The following is an 18,333-nucleotide window of genomic DNA, read 5'->3' as shown; positions in this document are numbered from 1 at the left end:
CGTCGGTACGGCTCGTACAGAGTCGGTACCGACGCCGCCCCGCTGTGTGCCGGACGGGTCAGCCGCCCATCGCGGCCACCACCGAACGAGGGCGCAGGTCCGTCCAGTTGGCCTCGATGTACTCGGTGCACTCCTGCTTGCTGCCCTCCTCGCGCATCTGCTGCCAGCCCTCCGGGCGCCGGATGCGGGCCGGCCACAGCGAGTGCTGGCCCTCGTCGTTGACCAGGACGACGAAACGGCCGTCGGCGTCGTCGAACGGGTTGGTTGCCATGAAAGTCACCTCTGTCGGGTCCGTGGAACAGGGAATCGGTACCGCACCGCTGATGCGAAGCTAGGCGGCACGGCCGGGGAAATCGGGCAGTACGGGAGGCAGTTCGGCGGCATCCCGACGCCGGCCCGGTCAGGCCGGCACGGCGGAGACCTGACGGGCCCGCGTCACCGCCACCCCGGCCGCGACCGCGGCGGCCCGCACCGAGCCGAGCGCCTCCCGCAGCAACTCCGTGCGCAGCTGGGGCTGGTCGGCCAGCTCGGGCCGGTCGGCGTCGATCAGCTGCACCGCCGCCTCCAGTACCGCGAATTTCGCCTCGCCGACGGGTTCACGGCGGTCGGCCCGGGACATGGCCTCGCGCAGAGCGTCGGCGAGCAATTCGTTCGTGGCGGCGACAGGGGCGATCTGGGACATGGGTCCACTCCTTCGCAATTGGGGGACGGGCCGGCCACCCGCGCGTGCGCCGTTCTTCTCGCTCGCGTCCGCCGGCTGTGCGGGCGTGCGCCGTATTCCGCCGCGACCGCGCTTTCCTCGCACCGGTGCGGCGCCGGAAATCGACTGTACGCCGGGCCGCCGGTACCGCATCGACAGGCAGTGGCAACTGCCGCTCGGCTGCCGCCTCGGGCGCCGGTGGGCGGCCTGCCGCGTTCCTACGATCGATGGCGAAAGGAAGTTCCGAGCCATCCAGGACCTCCTTCTCCCATTGACATCCCATGATGTGGACGAAGTGATGACGCAGCCTGCGGAATTGGCGCCCCGAGATCCCTCCGGGACGCTGGACGTCGTGGTCACCGGACTGCCGTCCGATGCACACACCTGGAATCTCGTATTCATTCAATTGCTGCTCGAAGACCTCGGGCACCACGTCGTCAATCTGGGGCCGTGCATTTCTCAGGACGAAATCGTCGAGTCGTGCTGCAAGTACCAGCCCGACCTGCTGGTGGTGAGCAGCGTCAACGGCCACGGGGCCCATGACGCCGAGCACCTCGTCCGGGCGCTCAGGGCTCGCTGGGAACTGGCCGGGCTCCCGGCCGTCGTCGGCGGCAAGCTCGGCGTGCGCGGAGCCGAGGGGCGTGACGGGCACGGCCGCCGACTGGTGGACGCGGGCTTCGACGCGGTGTTCCACGACGAGCAGGGCCTCGGGCCGTTCGAGGCGTTCGTCGGCGCGCTGGCCGCGGACCGTACTCCGTCCGGGCCGGCGCCCCTCCCGGAAGGAGCGGCACGATGACGTCCTTCGGACGGTTCGTGGCCGCCGCCCGGGCCCGCGGCGCCCTCGTGGTGCAGCCCCGCATGGGCTTCTCCGAGCCGGCCCGCATGCGGGCCGGGCTGCTCGCCACCAAGCGCGCGGCGGACGCGGTGGCCGGCACCCTCACCATCGACAGCTACACCCGTGTCGGCGACGAGCCGGCCGCCGTACGCGCCCTGAACGAGGACGTGTCCCTCAACGGCTACCCCATCACCTCCTACAGCCCGCACACCTCCCAGTGGGTCCTGGACGGAGTCCCCGACCCGTCCTTCCCCGTCCAGGTCCGGCACGGCTCGGCCGGCCCGCAGCGGATCGTCGCCGCGCTCGCCCGGCTCGGCCTGACCGCCACGGAGGGCGGCCCCGTCTCCTACTGCCTGCCCTACGGCCGCACCCCGCTGGTCGACTCCGTCCGCAACTGGCAGGAGGCCTGCGAACAGCTGGCCGCACTCCGCGCCGACGGGGCCGAACCGCACCTGGAGAGCTTCGGCGGCTGCATGCTCGGCCAACTGTGCCCGCCCGGACTGCTGGTGGCGATCAGCGCCCTGGAAGGAGTGTTCTTCCACCGGGCCGGACTGCGCTCCATCTCCCTCAGCTACACCCAGCAGACCAGCCCCGAGCAGGACCGGCAGGCGGTGCGCGCGCTGCGCCGGCTCGCGGCCGAACTCCTCCCGGACACCGACTGGCACGTCGTCGTCTACACCTACATGGGCGTCTACCCCCGCACCCGGCACGGCGCCCGCGCCCTGCTGGAACGCTCCGCCGAACTCGCCGTCGGGGCCGGCGCCCACCGGCTCATCGTGAAGACCGCCGCGGAGGCGCACCGCATTCCGACCGTCGCGGAGAACGTGGAGGCCCTGCGCATCGCCGCCCGGGCCGCCGCCCGCGCCGCGGCGACGGCACCCGGCGACGCGGCGGCCGGCGACCCCGACACGGCGGACAACCCCGTGTACGCCGAGGCCCGCGCCCTCGTGGACGCCGTCCTCGACCTGGACGCCGACCTGGGCAGCGCGCTGCTCAAGGCGTTCGAGCGCGGCTACCTCGACGTCCCCTACTGCCTGCACCCCGACAACGCGGGCCGCACCCGCAGCCACATCGACGCCGCCGGCCGCCTCACCTGGTCGGACATCGGCGCCCTGCCCATCGGCCGGGTCGCCGGACGCCGCGGCGCCCGGCTCACCGCGGCAGGGCTGTACGACGCCCTGACGTACGTGCAGCGCCGGTACGACCGGACGCCCGACCACCGCTCCACGGCGGACCCGCACCGCGGACCCGCCGCCGAGCACGCCCACGACCACGACCTCCTGGAGGTATGACCATGACCGTGACCACCACCGAGGCCGTGGACGAGGCACTGACGCCGTTCCCGTCCTCGCCCGACGCCCACCTCACCGACCCCCGCACCCGGGCCACCCTGCGTGTGCAGAGCCGCATGCTCACCGCCACCCGAGCCTTCCTGACCGCACGCGGCTTCCAGGAACTGCTGCCGCCCCTCATAGGCCCGGTCACCGACCCCGGCATCCGCGGCTCCAAGCAGGTCGACGTCGACTTCTACGGCCACAAGTACAAGCTGATGACCAGCGCCATCCTCTACAAGCAGGCGTCGCTGCTCGCCTTCGACAAGATCTTCTACATCGCCCCCAACGTCCGGCTCGAACCCGTCGAGACGGCCGTGACCCACCGCCACCTCGCCGAGTTCCACCAGATCGACGTGGAGATCCGCGACGCCCGCCGCGAGGACGCGATGGAACTCGCCGAGCGGCTCGTCTCCCACGTCGTCGCCGACGCCGTCGAGGCCGTGCCCGCCGAGCTGGAGCTTCTCGGCCGCGACACCGACACCCTGCGCAAGGCCGTCACCGAGGCCTTCGGCCGGGTGGGACACGGGCAGGCCACCGCCGGCCTGATCGCCGCCGGGCACCCGCAGGAGCCCGCCGCGGAGATCGACTGGCAGGGCGAGGAGATCGTCTCCGCCGGCGCGCAGCGCCCCTTCTTCATCACCGACTACCCCAAGGGCTCCCGCGGCTTCTACGACAAGGAGAACGCCGAACAGCCGGGCGTACTGCGCAACTTCGACCTCATCGCGCCCGAGGGCTACGGCGAACTCGCCAGCGGCAGCGAGCGCGAGCACGACTACGCCACCCTGGTCACCCGCATGCGCGAGACCGGCGAGAACCCCGCCAAGTACGGCTGGTACCTGGACCTGGCCCGCCGCGGCATCCCCGCCAGCTCCGGCTTCGGCATCGGCCTGGAGCGCTTCACCCGGTACGTCACCGGACGGCAGGCCGCCTGGCAGACCAGCGCCTACCCGAAGCTCCCCGGGGTGGTGTCCGCATGAGCACCGCACTCGCCGCTCACGGCTTCCCCGAGGACCAGGTCCGCGCCCGCGCCCGGCACGGAGCCGCCGCCGTCTTCCCCGCCGAGTCCGGATACGGCAGCGGACTGCTCGGCGCGGCCCCGGCACCGTACGCGCCCACCGGGGAGGACGACCTGGAGCGCATCAGGATCGTCCCGCCGGTCTTCATGCCCGACCGGCTGAAGAAGCTCATCGACCTCGGCCGCGAACCCCTCTACAGCGACGTCGACCTGGAGACGGTCATCGGCGGGTTCACCAGCCGCCTGCCTGTCTACGTGTCCGCGTTCGGCTCCACCCAGGTCGCCAGCCACGACCTCGGCGAGGCCGCCGGCCGGCAGGCCGCCGAGCTCGGCATCCCGCTGGTCATCGGTGAGAACGTGGTCCCTGTCAACGGCTACCGCACCGCCGACGACGCCGGGGCCTCCCCGCTCCTCGGCCGGATCGCCGCCTACGCCGAAGCCGCCGACGACGAACACGGCGGCGTCGCCGTCCAGCAGTCCACCGAGGACGCCGACGCCGAGGTGTGGAACCTCGTCTACAGCGACCCCGTCAGCGAGCCCCTGCTCGCCACCGGCCGGCTCGCCTTCGAGCTGAAGGTCGGCCAGGGCGCCAAGCCCGGACTCGGCGGCCTCACCGTCCTCGGCCGCGACACCGCGAGCCGGGTCGCCGAGCAGTACGCCACCGACGAGGTGTTCGGGGCCGACAGCGACAAGGTCCTGCGGGTCAGCAGCCCCGGCACCTTCACCGAGGAGATCCTGCGCCAGCAGATCCGGCTCATGCGCAACAACTTCCCCCGCGTCAGGGTGTGGGTGAAGCTCCACCCCGGCCGGGACGTGGCCCTCGCCGCCGCCACGGCCTGGGCGGCCGGCGCCGACGCGGTGACCGTCGACGGTGCCGAGGGCGGCACCGCCTGGGCGCCCACCGGCTTCCTCGGCCACGTCGGACTGCCCCTCGCCGACTGCCTGCGCCGGGTCGGCCGTAAGGACCGCTGTCTCCTGGCCAGCGGCCGCGTGTGGGAGGGCACCCGGGCCGTCAAGGCCCTCGCCCTCGGCGCCCGCGCCGTCGGCCTCGGCCGCGCCGCCCTCCTCGCCGTCGACGAGGACCGCGAGGCCGGACTGCGCCGCCTCGTCGAGGCCTTCGCCCTCGAACTGCGGATGCTGACCAGTGCGGTCGGCAAGTACCACGTCAACGCCCTCGATCCCGAGGACCTTTTCCTCCCGGCCGGCTGGTGCACACCGCCCGCCGCGCCCGGCGCCGCCTGACCCGGCACCGCGCACCACCGCTTTTCCGCACCGCACACGCGCTTCCTCAGTCGTGGCCGCACCGGTTTCCCGGCACGCCGCGAGACCCGTGCAGACCCCGAACTTTCGAGAATGGTGTCGAGAAGATGTCTCACCAGCACTCCGCCCAGGCCACTGCCGTCGACATCGACGCGTACAACAGCACCGCCGTGCGGCTGCCCGAGGGCGCGCTGCACGAGCTGTTCGCCGCGCAGGCCGCGCGCACGCCGGACGCGGTGGCGCTGGTGTGCGGCGACCGCGAACTGTCGTACCGGGAACTGGACACGGCCGCCACCGTCCTGGCCCACCGCCTCCAGGCACGGGGCGTCCGCCCCGGCGACAGCGTCGGCCTGTTCCAGGACCGCTCCCTCGCCTACGTCGTCGCCGTCCTCGCCGTCCTCAGGGCGGGCGGCGCCTACATCCCCCTCGACCCCCGGCAGCCCGAGGAGCGGCGCGCGTTCATCCTCGCCGACACCGGCGCCGTCCTCCTCCTCACCGACCGCGACGAGCGGGCCACCGAATTCGCGGGCACCGTGCCCGTCCTGCGCCTCACCGACGAGGTCACCGAACCGGCAAAGGAGGCCCCACCCCTGGAAGTCGCCGTTCACCCGGACCAGTTGGCGTATGTGATGTACACGTCGGGGTCGAGTGGGACGCCGAAGGGTGTGGCGAACACGCACCGCAATGTGGTGGAGCTGGCGCTGGACCCGTGGTGGGGTGCGGAGGGCCGGCATGCGCGGGTGCTGGCGTACTCGCCGCTGGCGTTCGACTCCTCGACGTACGAGCTGTGGGTCCCGCTGCTCAGCGGCGGCACCGCGATCGTGCTGCCCGCGCCGAAACTGGACATCGCCGAGCTGGCCTCCGCGATCACCGAACACCGCGCCACGGCCGTCTACTTCACGACGGCGTTGTTCGACGCGATGGCGTCGGAGGCGGTGGGTGCGCTGGCGGGGCTGCGGGAGATCTGGACGGGCGGGGACGTGCTCTCCGCGCCGGCGTTGCGGCGGGTGCTGGAGGAGTGCCCGGAGACGACGGTGGTGCATGCCTATGGTCCGACCGAGTCGACGGTGTTCTGCAGTTACCAGGTGTTCGGTCCGCAGGAGCGGTCGGTGGAGCGGCTGCACCTGGGTGTGCCGATGGCGAACACCCGGATGTATGTGCTGGACGAGGGTCTGCGTCCGGTGGTGCCGGGTGTGGTGGGCGAGCTGTACGTGGCCGGCAGTCACCTCGCCTGGGGTTATGTGGGGCGCCCGGGGTTGTCGTCGGAGCGGTTCGTCGCGGATCCGTTCGGTCCGGCGGGTGAGCGTATGTACCGCACGGGGGATCTGGCGCGGTGGAACGAGCACGGTGAGGTCGTCTTCGAGGGGCGTGCCGACCAGCAGGTGAAGCTGCGGGGTTTCCGTATCGAACTCGGCGAGATCGAGACCGCGTTGGTGGCCCACGCCTCGGTCTCCCAGGCCGCGGTGATCGTCCGCGAGGACCGCCCCGGCGACAAACGCCTCGTCGCCTACGTCGTCGGGGAGGCCGACGCCGACACCCTGCACGACCACTGCGCCGAGCGCCTCGCCGAGTACATGGTGCCCTCCGCCTTCGTCCTCCTCCCCGAACTGCCGCTGACCGCCAACGGCAAGCTCGACCGCCGCGCCCTGCCCGCCCCCCGGGCCGGCGGCGCCGAGGGCCGGGCGCCGCGCACCCCCGCCGAAGAGGTGCTGTGCGGACTGTTCGCCGACATCCTCGGCGTGCCCGCGGTCTCCGTCGACGACGACTTCTTCCGCCTCGGCGGCCATTCCCTGCTCGCCACCCGCCTCGTCGGCCGCGTACGCACCGCCCTGGCCACCGAGCTGTCCCTGCGGGACTTCTTCCAGTACCCGACCGTCGCCCGCCTCGCCGAGCACATCGCCACCGGCGCCGGCCGCGCCCCGCGCCCCCAGCTCACGGTCGCCCCCCGCGCCGACGACCACCTGCCGCTGTCCGCGGCCCAGCGGCGGCTGTGGTTCCTCGACCAGATGGAGGGCCCCTCCGCCACCTACAACATCCCCCTCGCCGTCACCCTCAGCGGCAGCGTCGACCCGGAGCTGCTGCGGCAGGCCCTCGGTGACGTGATCGCCCGCCACGAGGTGCTGCGCACCAGCTACCCCGTGCACGACGGCGAACCCCGGCAGCACATCGCCGACCCCGACGAGGTGAGCGTGCCGCTGACCGTCGCCTCCGTCAGCGAGGACGACCTGACCGGCCGGATCGCCGGGGAAGCCGCGCACCTCTTCGACCTGGCGACCGAACTGCCTCTCCACGCGGCGCTGTTCCAGCTCGAACCCACCCGGAGCGTGCTCGTCCTGGTGGTCCACCACATCGCCTCCGACGGCTGGTCCAACACCCCGCTGATGCGGGACCTCGGCACCGCCTACGCGGCCCGCGCGGAGGGCGGCCGGCCGGGCTGGGAGCCGCTGCCGGTCCAGTACGCCGACTACGCGCTGTGGCAGCGGGACCTGCTCGCCGAGCACGAGGACACGCAGCTCGACCACTGGCGCACCGCGCTCGCCGCCCTGCCCGCCGAGTCGACCCTCCCCGCCGACCGGCCCCGGCCCGCCGTCGCCTCCTACCGCGGCACCACCCACACCGTGCACTGCCCGACCGAGACCCACCAGGCGCTCACCGCCCTCGCCAGGGAGTCCGGCGCCACGCTCTTCATGGTGGTCCAGGCCGCCACGGTCGCCCTGCTCTCCCGCTCCGGCGCCGGAACCGACATCCCGGTCGGCTCCCTCGTCGCGGGCCGCACCGACGAGGCACTGGAGGACCTGGTCGGCTTCTTCGTCAACACCCTGGTCCTGCGCACCGACGCGGGCGGCGACCCCACCTTCCGCGAACTCCTCGACCGGGTGCGCGAGACCGACCTGGCCGCCTGGGCCCACCAGGACCTGCCCTTCGACCGGCTCGTCGAGGCGCTCAACCCCGAGCGGTCCGCCGCCCGCCACCCCCTCTTCCAGGTCATGCTCACCCTGGCCGAAGCCGCCGAACCCGCCCCCGCACTGCCCGGCATCCGCAGCGAGACCGGACAACCCGGCCTGGGCATCGCCAAGTTCGACCTCACGGTCAACTTCTACGAGCACCGCGACCGTGCCGGCCACCCGAACGGCCTGGACATCGTCCTGGAGTACGCCACCGACCTGTACGACCCCGCCACCATCGAGACGGCCGCCGACCGGCTGACGCGGGTCCTGGACGCCGTGATCGCCGACCCGGACGTCAGGGTCGCCGACATCGAACTGCTCACCACCGCCCAGCGCCGCGCCCTGCTCGACGACTACAACGACACGTCCGCCGCCCTGCCGGAGGGCGCGCTGCACGAGCTGTTCGCCGCGCAGGCCGTGCGCACGCCGGACGCGGTGGCGCTGGTGTGCGGCGACCGCGAACTGTCGTACCGCGAACTCGACCGCGCGTCCGACGCGTTCGCCCGCCTGCTGGCCGGCCGCGGTGTCGCCCCCGGGGCCGCCGTGGGCCTCTTCCTCGACCGTTCGCCGGAGTACGTCGTCGCGGCCCTCGGCATCCTCAAGGCGGGCGGCGCCTACGTCCCGCTGGACGCACGCCAGCCCGCGGAGCGCCTGGCGTTCATCCTGGCCGACACCGGCGCCGCACTCCTCGTCACCGACCGGGACGCCCCGGCCCAGGGGCTCACCCTGCTGCCGCCGCCCGACGTGCGGGCAGTGCCGGACGACAACGCCGAAGCCGTACAGGTTCCGGTGCATCCGGACCAGTTGGCGTATGTGATGTACACGTCGGGGTCGAGTGGGACACCGAAGGGTGTGGCGAACACGCACCGCAATGTGGTGGAGCTGGCGCTGGACCCGTGGTGGGGTGCGGAGGGCCGGCATGCGCGGGTGCTGGCGTACTCGCCGCTGGCGTTCGACTCATCGACGTACGAGCTGTGGGTTCCGCTGCTCAGCGGCGGCACCGCGGTGATCCTGCCGGTGACCAAGGTCGACGTGGCCGAACTCGGCGACGCCCTGACCCGCCACGGCATCACCGCCGTCTACTTCACGACGGCGTTGTTCGACGCGATGGCGTCGGAGGCGGTGGGTGCGCTGGCGGGGCTGCGGGAGATCTGGACGGGCGGGGACGTGCTCTCCGCGCCGGCGTTGCGGGGGGTGCTGGAGGAGTGCCCGGAGACGACGGTGGTGCATGCCTATGGTCCGACCGAGTCGACGGTGTTCTGCAGTTACCAGGTGTTCGGTCCGCAGGAGCGGTCGGTGGAGCGGCTGCACCTGGGTGTGCCGATGGCCAATACCCGGATGTATGTGCTGGACGAGGGTCTGCGTCCGGTGGTGCCGGGTGTGGTGGGCGAGCTGTACGTGGCCGGCAGTCACCTCGCCTGGGGTTATGTGGGGCGCCCGGGGTTGTCGTCGGAGCGGTTCGTCGCGGATCCGTTCGGTCCGGCGGGTGAGCGTATGTACCGGACGGGGGATCTGGCGCGGTGGAACGAGCACGGTGAGGTCGTCTTCGAGGGGCGTGCCGACCAGCAGGTGAAGCTGCGGGGTTTCCGTATCGAACTCGGCGAGATCGAGACCGCGTTGGTGGCCCACGCCTCGGTGTCCCAGGCCGCGGTGATCGTCCGCGAGGACCGCCCCGGCGACAAACGCCTCGTCGCCTACGTGGTGGCCGCCGGTGACGGCCGCGTCGACACCGACGCCCTCCACCGGCACGCCGGCGCCGCCCTGCCCGAGTACATGGTCCCGGCCGCCTTCGTGGAGCTGGACCTGCTCCCGCTGACCGCCAACGGCAAGCTCGACCGCCGTGCCCTGCCGGAACCGAGGCTCGGCACCGGACCCGGCGGCCGGCAGGGACGCACCCCCGTCGAAGAGGTGCTGTGCGGACTGTTCGCCGACGCGCTCGGCATGCCCGCGGTCTCCATCGACGACGACTTCTTCCGCCTCGGCGGCCACTCCCTGCTCGCCACCCGCCTCGTCAGCCGGATCCGGCGCACCCTCGGCTCCCAGGTGTCGGTGCGGGACATGTTCCGCCACCCCACCGTGGCCCGGCTCGCCCTGTTCCTCGCCGACACCGGCGACACGGACCGGCGGCCGGCCCTGGTGGCGGGCGAGCGGCCGGAGCGGGTGCCGCTGTCGGCGGCCCAGCGGCGGCTGTGGTTCCTCGACCAGATGGAGGGCCCCTCCGCCACCTACAACATCCCGCTCGCCGTACGGCTCACCGGGACACTCGACGCCGACGCGCTGCACCTCGCCCTGGGGGACGTCGTCGCCCGGCACGAGGCGCTGCGCACCGTCTTCCCGGCCGACCAGGGCACCCCGTACCAGCAGATCCTGCCCGCGGAGGACGCCCGGCCCACGCTGGCGCTCATCCCCGCGACCCGGGAGGCACTGCCGGCGGTGCTCCGCGACCTGTCCGCCACCACCTTCGACCTGGCGCGCGAACTGCCCGTACGCGCCGACCTGGTGCAGGTCGGGGACGACGAGCACGTACTCCTGCTCGTCACCCACCACATCGCCTCCGACGGCTGGTCCAACACGCCCCTCATGCGGGACCTCGCGGCCGCCTACACCGCCCGGGTCGCCGGCGCGGCGCCCGGCTGGGAGCCGCTGCCGGTCCAGTACGCCGACTACGCGCTGTGGCAGCAGGCCCTGCTCGCCGCGGACGAGGAGCGGCAGCTCGACCACTGGCGGCGGGTGCTGGCCGGGCTGCCCGACGAGGTGACACTGCCCGCCGACCGGGCACGGCCCGCCACCGCCTCCTACCGCGGCGCCTCCCTGACCGTGCGCTGCCCCGCCGGCCTGCACGCCTCGCTCACGGCACTCGCCCGGGAGAGCGGCACCACCCTGTTCATGGTGGCGCAGGCGGCCACCGCGGCCCTGCTGGCACGCTCCGGCGCGGGCAGCGACGTCCCGATCGGCTCCCCGGTCGCGGGCCGCGGCGAGGAGGCCCTGGAGGACCTGGTCGGCTTCTTCGTCAACACCCTGGTGCTGCGCACCGACGTCAGCGGCAACCCGACCTTCCGCGAACTCCTCGACCGGGTACGGGAGACCGACCTGGCCGCCTGGGCCCACCAGGACGTGCCGTTCGACCGGCTCGTGGAGGACCTCAACCCCGAGCGGTCCGCCGCCCGCCACCCGCTCTTCCAGGTGATGCTCTCGGTCACCGACGCCGCGGGCCCGGTACCCGAACTGCCCGGTCTGCGCGCCGAGTCGGAGTTCACCGACCTCGACATCGCCAAGTTCGACCTCACCTTCACCTTCCACGAGCACCGCGCCCCCGACGGCGGCCCGGCCGGACTCGGCATCACCGTCGAGTACGCCACCGACCTGTACGACCCGGCGACCGTGTCCGCCGTCACCGCACGCCTGGTGCGCCTGCTCGGGGCCGCGGCCGACACCCCCGACGTCCCCGTGGGCGCCCTCGACGTCCTGGCCGACGACGAGCGCACCCGGCTGCTCGACACCTGGCACGGCACCCCGCGGAGCACGCCCGCCGCGGCACTGCCGCAGCTGTTCGCCGAACAGGCCGCCCGCACACCCGACGCCGTGGCCCTCTCCCACGGCACCCAGCGGCTGACGTACGCGGAACTGGACCGGCGCGCGAACCGGCTGGCCAACCGGCTGATCGCGGAAGGAGTGCGGCCCGGCTCCCGGGTGGCCCTCTTCCAGGAGCGCTCACCGGAGGCGGTCGTCGCGATCCTCGCAGTGGTCAAGGCCGGCGCGGTGTACGTGCCGCTGGACACCCGCTACCCGAAGGACCGCATCGACCTCGTCGTACGGATGTCCGGCGCGCGGGTCTTCCTCACCGACCGAGACCTGACCGGCTTCGAACTGCCCGACGGGGCCCGCGCGTTGTCTGTGACCGACCCTTCCGGCTCCGCGCCCGACACGGCCCCCGAGGTCACCGTCCACCCCGACCAGCTCGCCTACGTGATGTTCACCTCGGGCTCCACGGGCGTGCCGAAGGGCGTCGCCGTCACCCACCGCAACGTCACCGAGCTGGCCGCCGACAACCGCTTCACCGGCGGCGCCCACCGCAGGGTCCTGCTGCACTCGCCGCTCGCCTTCGACGCGACGACCTACGAGCTCTGGGTGCCGCTGCTGTCCGGCGGGACCCTGGTCGTCGCCCCGCCCGGCCTGCTGGACACCGCCGCGCTCACCCGTGTCCTCACCGAGGAGGCCATCACCGGACTGTGGCTGACGGTCGGCCTGTTCCGGCTGGTCGCGGAAGAGGACCCGGCCGCGTTCGCCGGGCTGCGCGAGGTGTGGACCGGCGGCGACGTGGTGCCTCCCGAGGCGGTGCGGCGGGTCATGGACGTCTGCCCCGGCCTCCAGGTCGTCAACGGGTACGGCCCCACGGAGACGACCACCTTCGCCACCTCGCACCTGCTGCACCGCCCGTTCGACTACACGGGCGCGCTGCCCATCGGCCGCCCCCTGGACAACACCCGCCTCTACGTCCTCGACGAGCACCTGGAACTGGTCGCCCCCGGGGTCCCCGGCGAGCTGTACATCGCCGGCACCGGACTCGCCCAGGGCTACCTGGACCGGCCGGCGCTCACCGCCGAGCGGTTCGTCGCCGACCCGTACGGTCCGGCCGGCTCGCGGATGTACCGCACGGGCGACCTGGTGCGCTGGTCCCGCGACGGTGAGATCGAGTATCTGGGCCGTGCCGACCAGCAGGTGAAGCTGCGCGGCTTCCGCATCGAACCCGGCGAGATCGAGTCGGCGCTGGCCGCCCACGCCTCGGTCGCCCAGGCCGCGGTGATCGTCCGCGAGGACCGGCCCGGCGACAAACGCCTCGTCGCCTACGTCGTCGGCAACGGAGACACCCCCGTCGACCTCGACGCGCTGCACGCCCACGCGAGCGAGCGCCTGCCCGACTACATGGTCCCGGCCGCCTTCATGCCCCTGGACGCCCTGCCGCTGACCGTCAACGGCAAGATCGACAAACGCGCACTGCCCCAGCCCCCGGTCTCGGCCGGCAGCGGCGGCCGGGCACCGCGCAACCCGCGCGAGGAAGTCCTGTGCGGCCTGTTCGCCGAAGTCCTCGGCCTGCCGTCCGTCTCCGTCGACGACGACTTCTTCCGCCTCGGCGGGCACTCGCTGCTCGCCACCCGGCTCGTCAGCCGGATCCGCACCGTCCTCGGGGCCGAACTCCCGGTCCCCGCCCTCTTCGAGAACCCGAACGTGGCCAGGCTGGCGGAGCGGCTCGACCGCGCCGAGAGCGCGCGCCCCAAGCTGCGGCCGATGCGCCGGATGGGAGCCTCCCAGTGATCCCCTTGTCGTACGCCCAGCAGCGCCTGTGGTTCCTCGCCCAGCTGGAGGGCCCCTCGGCGACCTACAACATCCCGCTGGCCCTGCGCCTGTCCGGCGACCTCGACACCGGGGCGCTGACCGCGGCCCTCGCGGACGTCGTCGCCCGGCACGAGAGCCTGCGCACCGTCTACCCGGAGCGCGAGGGCACCCCGTACCAGCACATCCTGCCCGCCGAGGACGCACGGCCCGCCCTGCCCGTCCTGACGGCCGGCGAGGACACCCTCGCCGACGTCCTCGCCGCCGAGTCGGCCCACGTCTTCGACCTCGCCACCGACCTGCCCCTCCAGGCGCGGCTCATCCGGCTCGGCGAGCGCGAGCACGTCCTGCTCGTCGTCATGCACCACATCGCCTCCGACGGCTGGTCCGTCGCCCCCCTGCTGCGCGACCTCGCCCACGCCTACCGGGCCCGCACGGAGGGCCGGGCACCCGGCCAGGAGCCGCTGGAGATCCAGTACGCCGACTACACCCTCTGGCAGCAGGAGGTGCTCGGCGAGCCGGACGACGAGGACAGCCTCATGAACCGGCAACTGGCCTACTGGCAGCAGCAGCTGGCCGACCTCCCGGAGGAGGCGACACTGCCCGCGGACCGGCCCCGCCCGGCCGTCGCCTCCTACCGCGGCGACACCGTCACCGTGCACTGCCCGTCCGCGACGCACACCGCCCTCGCCGACCTGGCCCGGGAGAGCGGCGCCACCCTCTTCATGGCCGCCCAGGCCGCCCTCGCGACCGTGCTCGCCGCCTCCGGCGCCGGACCCGACGTCCCCGTCGGATCCCCGGTCGCCGGCCGCACCGACGAGGCCCTCGACGACCTGGTCGGCTTCTTCGTCAACACCCTCGTGCTGCGCACCGACGTGAGCGGCGACCCGACCTTCCGGGAGCTGCTGGAGCGCGTGCGGGCGACCGACCTCGCCGCCTGGGCGCACCAGGACCTCCCCTTCGACCGGCTGGTGGAGGCCCTCAACCCCGAGCGCAGCGGAGCCCGTCACCCCCTCTTCCAGGTCATGCTGACCCTGGTCCAGGCCGGCTCCACCGACCCGGGGGCCGAGTTCCCGGGACTGCGGACGCGGGCCGAGTACTCCGCCACCCGCACCGCCAAGTTCGACCTCACCGTCGGCTTCGACGAGCACCTCACCCCCGACGGCCGCCCCGCCGGCCTCGACATCACCGCCGAGTACGCCACCGACCTGTACGACCCCGAGACCGTCGAGGCGCTCCTCGGCCGGCTGCTGCGGCTGCTCGGCGAGGCCGCCGCCCACCCCGACACCCCGCTGTCCGGACTCGACCTGCTCGACCCGGCCGAGCGCACCCTGCTGCTGGAGACCTGGCGAGGCCGCACCACCCCCGTGCCGGACGCCTCCCTCGCCGTGCTCTTCGCCGAGCAGGCCGCCCGCACCCCGGACGCCGTCGCCCTCTCCCACGCCGGCCGCGGCTACACGTACGCCGAGGTCGACGCCGTGACCAACCGGTTCGCGCACCGCCTCGTGGGCCTCGGCGTCGGCCCGGAGACCGTCGTCGCCGTCCTGATGGAACGCTCCGCCGACCTGGTCCTCGCCCTGCTGGCCATCGTCAAGGCGGGCGGTGTCTACGCACCCCTCAACGCCGTCGACCCGGCCTCCCGCCTCACCCGCATCCTCGCCGACACCGCCGCGCCGCTCCTGCTGGTGGACCCGCACCTCGCCGACCACGAGATCGTCACGGAGGCCGGTGACACCCGCGTCCTGCTGGTCGACGACCTCACCGCCGACGCCGAGACCGACGGGCACCCGGCGACCGCCCCCGAGGTGCCCGTCCACCCGGACCAGTGGCTGTACGTCATGTTCACCTCCGGTTCGACCGGCGTGCCCAAGGGTGTCGCCGTCACCCACCGCAATGTCGCCGAACTCGCCCTCGACCACCGCTGGACCGGGACCGCGCACCGCCGTGTCCTCTTCCACTCCCCGCACACCTTCGACGCCTCCACCTTCGAGCTGTGGGTGCCCTGGCTGACCGGCGGGACCGTGTCCGTCGCACCGGCCGGCGTCCTCGACACGGCCACCCTGGCCGCCGTCCTCACCGAGGAGTCCGTCACCGGACTGTGGCTGACGGTCGGTCTGTTCCGGCTGGTCGCGGAGGAGGACCCGGCCGCGTTCGCCGGGCTGCGCGAGGTGTGGACCGGCGGCGACGTGGTGCCTCCCGAGGCGGTGCGGCGGGTCATGGACGTCTGCCCCGGCCTGCGGATCGTCAACGGTTACGGCCCCACGGAGACGACCACCTTCGCCACCTCCCACCCGATCCGCAGCCCGTTCGACTACCCGGGCGCGCTGCCCATCGGCCGCCCCCTGGACAACACCGCTCTCCACGTCCTCGACGACCACCTGAATCTGGTCGCCCCGGGTGTCCCGGGCGAGCTGTACATAGCGGGCGCCGGGCTGGCCCGCGGCTATCTGCGCCGCCCCGCCCAGACCGCCGAGCGGTTCGTCGCCGACCCGTACGGTCCGGCCGGCTCGCGGATGTACCGCACGGGCGACCTGGTGCGCTGGTCGCGGGACGGTGAGATCGAGTATCTGGGCCGTGCCGACCAGCAGGTGAAGCTGCGCGGCTTCCGCATCGAACCCGGCGAGATCGAGTCGGCGCTGGCCGCCCACGCCTCGGTCGCCCAGGCCGCGGTGATCGTCCGCGAGGACCGGCCCGGCGACAAACGCCTCGTCGCCTACGTCGTCGGCAACGGAGACACCCCCGTCGATCTCGCGGCCCTGCGCCGTCACGCCGGCGAGGCGCTGCCCGACTACATGGTCCCGGCCGCCTTCGTCGTCCTCGACACGCTGCCCCTGACGGTCAACGGCAAGCTCGACCGCCGGGCCCTGCCCGCACCCGACCTCAGCGCCGACAGCGGCGGCCGCGCCCCGCGCGACCCCGCGGAAGAGGTGCTGTGCGGGCTGTTCGCCGACGTCCTCGGCCGCCCCTCGGTCACCATCGACGACCACTTCCTGCGGCTCGGCGGGCATTCCCTGCTCGCCACCCGGCTCGTCAGCCGCATCCGCACCGCCTTCGGGGTCCGGATCACCGTCCGCGACATGTTCCAGCACCCCACCGTGGCCCAGCTCGCCGAGCTGATCCAGGCGAGCAGCGGTGACCAGCGGCGCCCCGCACTGGTGGCGGGGGAGCGGCCCGAACGGCTGCCGCTGTCCTCCGCGCAGCAACGGCTCTGGTTCCTCGACCAGATGGAAGGCCCGTCCGCCACCTACAACATCCCCCTGGCACTCCGTCTCAGCGGCCCGCTCGACACCACCGCCCTGCGCGGCGCCCTCACCGACGTCGTCGTACGCCACGAGGCCCTGCGCACCGTCTTCCGGGTCGAGGACGGCGAGGCGTACCAGCTCGTCCTGCCCGCCGACGGTGTCGACGTGCCCCTGCCGGTCGTCCCGGCCACCGAGGACACCCTGGCCGGACTGCTCGCCGGGGAGAGCGCGAAGGTCCTCGACCTGGCGGCCGAACTCCCGGTGCGAGCGGCTCTGTTGCGGCTGCCGGCCGAGGAGCACGTACTCGTCGTGGTGATGCACCACATCGCGTCCGACGGCTGGTCGAACGCCCCCTTCTTCCACGACCTCGCCACGGCGTACGCGGCCCGCACCGAGGGGGCCGCGCCGCGGTGGGCGCCACTGCCGGTGCAGTACGCCGACTACACCCTCTGGCAGCAGCAGCTGCTGGCGGACGAGCAGCACCCCCAACTCGACTTCTGGCGCGAGGCGCTGGCGGACCTCCCGGAGGAGGCGACGCTGCCGGCGGACCGGCCGCGGCCCGGCGTCGCCTCGTACCAGGGCGCGACCCTGACCCTGTCCTGCCCGGCGTCCACGCACGCCGCGCTGACCGGGCTGGCGCGCGAGACCGGAACCACCGTCTTCATGGTCGCCCAGGCCGCCGTGGCGACCGTGCTGGCGCGGTGTGGTGCCGGTGTGGATGTCCCGATCGGTTCGCCGGTCGCGGGCCGTACGGACGAGGCCCTCGACGATCTCGTGGGGTTCTTCGTCAACACGTTGGTCCTGCGGACGGATGTGGGTGGTGATCCCACCTTCCGTGAGCTGCTGGCCCGGGTGCGGGAAACGGATCTTGCCGCGTGGGCTCATCAGGACCTTCCGTTCGACCGGCTCGTCGAGGTGCTCAACCCCGAGCGTTCGGCGTCCCGGCATCCGCTGTTCCAGGTCATGCTCACCGTCGGCGACACGACGGTGGGCGAACCTGAACTCGCGGGCGTGACCGCACGGTTCGTCACCCCGGAGATCAGCGTCGCGAAGTTCGACCTGACCTTCGCGTTCGGTGAGCGGCGCGGCGCCGACGGGAGCCCGGACGGGCTGGACATCACCGTCGAGTACGCCACCGACCTGTACGAGCGCGACACCGCCGCATCCGTCGCCGGACGGCTGGTGCGCCTCCTCACCGCCGCCGTGACCACCCCCGACCTGCCCGTCTCCGCCCTGGACCTGCTGACCGAGGACGAGCAGGAACGCCTCGCCCACTGGTCCGGGCCGCGCACCCAGGCCCCGCGACTCGGCCTGGACGGGCTGTTCACCGGGCAGGCGGCACGGTCACCGGAGGCCGTGGCGCTGCTCTTCGAGGACCAGGAGGTGACGTACGGCGAACTGGACGTCTGGTCGAATCGTCTGGCCCGGTATCTGTCGGGTCGGGGGGTGCGGCCGGGTGATCTGGTGGGTGTGCACGTGGAGCGTTCGCCGCACATGGTGGCCGCCATGCTGGCGGTGCTGAAGGCGGGTGCCGGCTACACCATGCTGGATCCGCAGTTCCCCCAGGAACGCCTCAACAAGGTGCTGGAGCAGGTCGGAGCGGTCGCGGTGATCACGCAGTCCCACCTGCCCGTGCTGCGTACCGACGCGGTGTCATCGATCTGACGC

Annotated in this window: 8 protein-coding genes; 6 read left to right on the top strand and 2 right to left on the bottom strand. The window is 73.1% G+C overall.

What is annotated here, in order from left to right; all coding sequences use genetic code 11:
- Positions 1-58 precede the first annotated feature (58 nt).
- Both N8I86_RS05590 and N8I86_RS05585 read right to left on the bottom strand, forming a co-directional pair.
- A complete protein-coding gene (locus N8I86_RS05590; protein WP_073894699.1) occupies positions 59-271 on the bottom strand; it encodes an MbtH family protein in 213 nt (70 codons plus the stop codon).
- 129 nt (positions 272-400) lie between these two features.
- The gene (locus tag N8I86_RS05585) at positions 401-682 is read right to left on the bottom strand and encodes a hypothetical protein (protein WP_073894697.1); all 282 of its coding nucleotides are present in this window, start codon (positions 680-682) and stop codon (positions 401-403) included.
- A gap of 304 nt (positions 683-986) precedes the next feature.
- On the opposite strand from N8I86_RS05585, the gene N8I86_RS05580 reads away from it, so the two are divergent.
- The 6 genes from N8I86_RS05580 (at position 987) to N8I86_RS05555 (ending at position 18,330) form a co-directional block, all read left to right on the top strand.
- Positions 987-1,496: a cobalamin B12-binding domain-containing protein gene (locus N8I86_RS05580; protein WP_241841006.1), complete on the top strand. Its 510-nt coding sequence runs from the start codon at positions 987-989 to the stop codon at positions 1,494-1,496.
- On the top strand, positions 1,493-2,827 hold the full coding sequence (locus N8I86_RS05575; protein WP_073894695.1) for a methylaspartate mutase: 1,335 nt from the start codon (positions 1,493-1,495) through the stop codon (positions 2,825-2,827). The genes N8I86_RS05580 and N8I86_RS05575 overlap by 4 nt, the downstream gene beginning before the upstream one ends.
- Positions 2,824-3,846 carry an asparagine synthetase A gene (locus N8I86_RS05570; protein WP_263277263.1) on the top strand — a complete coding sequence of 341 codons (1,023 nt, stop codon included), beginning with the start codon at positions 2,824-2,826 and terminating at the stop codon, positions 3,844-3,846. Before N8I86_RS05575 ends, N8I86_RS05570 begins: the two co-directional genes overlap by 4 nt.
- Positions 3,843-5,126: a glutamate synthase-related protein gene (locus tag N8I86_RS05565; RefSeq protein WP_263277262.1), complete on the top strand. Its 1,284-nt coding sequence runs from the start codon at positions 3,843-3,845 to the stop codon at positions 5,124-5,126. The genes N8I86_RS05570 and N8I86_RS05565 overlap by 4 nt, the downstream gene beginning before the upstream one ends.
- A 125-nt stretch (positions 5,127-5,251) precedes the next feature.
- Positions 5,252-13,405 carry a non-ribosomal peptide synthetase gene (locus N8I86_RS05560; protein ID WP_263277261.1) on the top strand — a complete coding sequence of 2,718 codons (8,154 nt, stop codon included), beginning with the start codon at positions 5,252-5,254 and terminating at the stop codon, positions 13,403-13,405.
- Positions 13,402-18,330 carry a non-ribosomal peptide synthetase gene (locus N8I86_RS05555; RefSeq protein WP_263277260.1) on the top strand — a complete coding sequence of 1,643 codons (4,929 nt, stop codon included), beginning with the start codon at positions 13,402-13,404 and terminating at the stop codon, positions 18,328-18,330. The genes N8I86_RS05560 and N8I86_RS05555 overlap by 4 nt, the downstream gene beginning before the upstream one ends.
- The last annotated feature ends 3 nt before the right edge of the window (positions 18,331-18,333 follow it).

This window comes from Streptomyces albidicamelliae, assembly GCF_025642175.1.
Taxonomy (GTDB): domain Bacteria; phylum Actinomycetota; class Actinomycetes; order Streptomycetales; family Streptomycetaceae; genus Streptomyces; species Streptomyces albidocamelliae.
Note: the sequence above shows the minus strand (reverse complement) of the source record. Positions and strands in the feature narration are given on the sequence as shown.

Excerpts from the sequence above, each read along its gene's own strand:
- N8I86_RS05590 (WP_073894699.1), bottom strand. The coding sequence starts at position 271 with ATGGCAACCAACCCGTTCGACGACGCCGACGGCCGTTTCGTCGTCCTG.
- N8I86_RS05585 (WP_073894697.1), bottom strand. The coding sequence starts at position 682 with ATGTCCCAGATCGCCCCTGTCGCCGCCACGAACGAATTGCTCGCCGAC.
- N8I86_RS05575 (WP_073894695.1), top strand. The coding sequence starts at position 1,493 with ATGACGTCCTTCGGACGGTTCGTGGCCGCCGCCCGGGCCCGCGGCGCC.
- N8I86_RS05570 (WP_263277263.1), top strand. The coding sequence starts at position 2,824 with ATGACCATGACCGTGACCACCACCGAGGCCGTGGACGAGGCACTGACG.
- N8I86_RS05565 (WP_263277262.1), top strand. The coding sequence starts at position 3,843 with ATGAGCACCGCACTCGCCGCTCACGGCTTCCCCGAGGACCAGGTCCGC.
- N8I86_RS05560 (WP_263277261.1), top strand. The coding sequence starts at position 5,252 with ATGTCTCACCAGCACTCCGCCCAGGCCACTGCCGTCGACATCGACGCG.